Genomic DNA, 1,846 nt, shown 5'->3' with positions numbered 1-1,846 from the left:
TGCCGTTCGTCCCGTGTTTTTCGGCGTCGTAGAGGCCGCCGGCTTGCGTTTCGTACATGAGGTCCTTGAGGATTTCGTGCTGTTTTTCGGTCATGACGTGAGTTGTTTGGTTTGCGTGACGATGGTTTGGGCGGCGGTCGGTTCGTAATACACGGCGGGCGTGTGGTACCCCCTTCTCGTGGGGACGGCACGGATCTTGTGGGCGAGGGGGTGGGGGGCCCTGTGGGTGCGGATGCGCCAGAGCTTCCTGCGGTCAATGCCGAGTTGGGATGCGAAGTACGTGGTGGTCCACCAGTTGCTGGTGTCCGCTTCCATTCGTTCTTCGAGGGTTTTGATGTATTGGTCAGCCCACCAGGTGGGGACGAGGTAGCGACGGAGGCGGTGGGGGCGTTCTTTCAGCACGCCATCCTCGACGGCTTTTTTGTAGGCGTAGCGTGCGGGGGTTTGTGTTTCGTCGCTGCGTGGGTGGACGGTTGATAGGGGCACCATGTTTTTGGGGGTGTCGTCAATCATGCGGCGGCAGGCTTTGCTGTAGATGCTGTGGATCGAGCGGTTGTACCCGTGTCGTTTGAGGTGTTCTTGGACGGCTTTGACGCCGCGGCGGGCGTAGTGCTTTTCGAGGATTTGGAGTTCGTGTTCGGTCCACGTCATTGGCTGTCCTTGATTTCGATGCCGGTCCTGTGGAGGAGGTCAAACAGAATGTGGGCGGGAAGTACGGCAAGCCATTGGCCGCGGTCTTCCCTGACGAGGGTGCCGATCGTGCCGGCGGGGGGCTTGATGTACGTCGCGATTTTGTTGCGGCGTTTGATTTGCCAGGGGGTGTTTTGGATGGTGACGTCGCACGTTTCGGCGTGCCCGAGGGCGCGGCCGTTGCTGGCGTACGCGCGTTCGGCGTCGAGGTAGTGCTTGCGTGCGAGCTTCACGATTTCGCGTTCGGCGTTACTGCCTTTGTTTTTGCTGGCGCGTCCGTTCATGCGGGCAGCCTTTCGCCAATCCATTGAGCGACTTGGGGGACGACGGCGTTCCCGACGGCCGTCAGTCGTTCGGTGGGATGAACGTCCACCCCGCGGGAAACCCCATAAGCCATTCCGTCCAGTCGGGGTTGAGTGGTCCATGCCAATCCTCGTGCGGCTCCAAACAGTGGCGGCACACCAGGAGTGGGTTGTCGTTCTCGTCGAACACGAAGACCGTGTTGCCGTCCGGAATCCAGTACCTCGGGTCGCCGATCGCTGCGAGTTGGGCGGCTTCGGGAAGGTTGCTGCCTCTGCCTGGGTAGCGTTTCGCGGTTTTCCTGGTGGTGGCGCCCGTGTGCATGCTGGCTGTGGGGGTAGGCCAGTGCGAATAGGCGGTCACGGCGGTGAGGGGCGCCAACGGCTGCAGCTGGTATGCAGTCCCATTCCGTGTCGTACCCGCTCTCGGCCAGGTCCCCGAGTACTTGGTCGAACCCCAAGCTAAGGTGCCCTGGGACGTTTTCCAGGAGGACGTACTTTGGTCGTACGTGGCGAACGACCCTAACGATTTCGGGCCAAAGGTGACGGTCATCGTTCGTTCCTTTGCGGTGTCCAGCGGTGCTGAAGGGTTGGCAGGGGTACCCGCCGACGAGCATGTCGAACGGCCCGAATTCCGTGCCGGTGAATTCCCGCACGTCATTGATGCGTGGGACGTCCGGCCAGTGTTTCTTGAGGACTTTTTGGTTGAAGGGATCGATTTCGACTTGGCCGACGACGGTGTGGCCGGCACGCTCGAGGCCGAGGTCGAACCCTCCAACGCCGGCGAAGAGACTGACGAACGTCACGACAACACTCGATCCGTGATTTCTGTGGGGAGGATTGGGGTGTCCGGCTTC

General features: G+C 61.2%; 4 protein-coding genes. 1 reads left to right on the top strand and 3 read right to left on the bottom strand.

The genetic code is table 11. The features are described from left to right. Nucleotides 1-90: 90 nt before the first annotated feature. The 3 genes from RI554_11405 to RI554_11395 form a co-directional block, all read right to left on the bottom strand. Entirely contained in the window at nucleotides 91-651 is a 561-nt protein-coding gene (locus RI554_11405; protein ID MDR9392621.1) for a hypothetical protein, read from the bottom strand. Then, on the bottom strand, nucleotides 648-974 hold the full coding sequence (locus RI554_11400) for a hypothetical protein (GenBank protein MDR9392620.1): 327 nt from the start codon (nucleotides 972-974) through the stop codon (nucleotides 648-650). Before RI554_11400 ends, RI554_11405 begins: the two co-directional genes overlap by 4 nt. Before the next feature lie 61 nt (nucleotides 975-1,035). Continuing rightward, on the bottom strand, nucleotides 1,036-1,353 hold the full coding sequence (locus RI554_11395) for a hypothetical protein (GenBank protein ID MDR9392619.1): 318 nt from the start codon (nucleotides 1,351-1,353) through the stop codon (nucleotides 1,036-1,038). A gap of 145 nt (nucleotides 1,354-1,498) precedes the next feature. Between RI554_11395 and RI554_11390 the strand changes: the two genes are divergently transcribed. Beyond that, the coding region (locus RI554_11390) for a hypothetical protein (protein ID MDR9392618.1) at nucleotides 1,499-1,846 on the top strand (348 nt) is incomplete at its 3' end.

It is taken from the genome of Trueperaceae bacterium, from assembly GCA_031581195.1.
GTDB lineage: Bacteria > Deinococcota > Deinococci > Deinococcales > Trueperaceae > SLSQ01.
The sequence above is the reverse complement of the archived record's forward strand: the minus strand, read 5'-3'. Positions and strand labels throughout refer to the sequence as shown.

Coding starts and splice junctions, on each gene's coding strand:
- RI554_11400 (MDR9392620.1), bottom strand. CDS start 974: ATGAACGGACGCGCCAGCAAAAACAAAGGCAGTAACGCCGAACGCGAA.
- RI554_11405 (MDR9392621.1), bottom strand. CDS start 651: ATGACGTGGACCGAACACGAACTCCAAATCCTCGAAAAGCACTACGCC.